This window comes from Alteromonas sp. 4NS20-0143 (assembly GCF_057542855.1).
On record NZ_BAAJLR010000026.1, the window covers coordinates 1 to 1,222 of the forward strand.

The following is a 1,222-nucleotide window of genomic DNA, read 5'->3' on the forward strand; positions in this document are numbered from 1 at the left end:
CTTGAGTTCAATTGGTGAGTGCAACGCTATCCTTACTTAAGGAGGAATGTTGCCATGAAACAAAGAAAACGTATCTATTACTCACCAGAACAGAAAGCACTTATTTGGGACAGATATAAGCGAGGTGATTCGCTGCATGATATCGCTAGAATGTTTGACCGCTTTCATTCTTCTGTTATGCCAACCATTTATCAAACTGGTGGGTATCGGCCACCAGAACGAAAAAGACATCCACAATCTCTCTCGCTTGATGAAAGAGAAGAGATATCACGATGCTTAGTCAGTAAACAATCCATTAGAGAAATTGCCAGACGTTTGTCTAGAGCGCCATCCACAATTAGCCGTGAAGTAAAAAGAAATGGTGGATTGAAGCACTACCGTGCCGTAAAAGCTGAACAACGAGCTTGGGACGAAGCACTGAGACCTAAGCCATGTAAGTTAATTGGATCCCCAGAGTTATGTAAAATAATAGCTGTTAAGCTTAAAAGGGCATGGTCACCACAACAAATTGCAGGTTGGTTAAAGCGACAATATCCCGGTAATCAGGAAATGTACGTGTCTCACGAAACCATTTATAAAACACTCTTCATTCAGACGCGAGGCGCTCTAAAGAAAGAACTACAAAAGTGTTTGCGGTCAAAAAGAGCGGTTCGCAAGTCTCGTCAAGCTTCACTGAAAAGGTTAGGTCTGGGCAAAATCCCTGATGCCGTTTCTATAAGTGAGCGACCTGCATCAGTTGAAGATAGAGCTATACCTGGTCACTGGGAAGGCGACCTTATATGTGGCTCAAACAACAGTTACATAGCGACACTAGTAGAGAGGCACTCTCGGTTCGTAATGTTGGTGAAAGTGGATGATAGTAAAACGTCGACCGTGATTGCTGCACTTATCAAACACGCTCAAAAGCTACCTAAGGAACTGTATAAATCTCTAACTTGGGACAGGGGGAGAGAAATTAAAGACCACAAACAATTCACGCTAGCCACTGATATAAAAGTCTACCTTTGCGATCCTTACTCGCCGTGGCAACGTGGTACCAATGAAAACACCAATCGATTACTGCGGCAGTATTTTCCCAAAAGTACCGACTTATCGGTACACAGCCAACAAAAACTTAGCAGTGTAGCGAGACAACTTAACGAAAGACCAAGAAAAACGTTAGACTATGAAACACCATCACAGAAATTTAACCGATGTGTTGCGCCCACCAATTGAACTCAAG

The 1,222-nt window shown here is 42.9% G+C and carries 1 protein-coding gene; it reads left to right on the forward strand.

Annotated features, from left to right (window positions below; translation table 11 throughout):
- Nucleotides 1–54: 54 nt before the first annotated feature.
- Nucleotides 55–1,215, forward strand: a complete 1,161-nt coding sequence (locus AC27HD_RS18795; RefSeq protein ID WP_487107804.1) for an IS30 family transposase — start codon at nt 55–57, stop codon at nt 1,213–1,215.
- Nucleotides 1,216–1,222: the final 7 nt, after the last annotated feature.

Bases quoted from the DNA above. Each gene is read 5' to 3' on its own strand.
- AC27HD_RS18795 (WP_487107804.1), top strand. From the start codon at position 55: ATGAAACAAAGAAAACGTATCTATTACTCACCAGAACAGAAAGCACTT.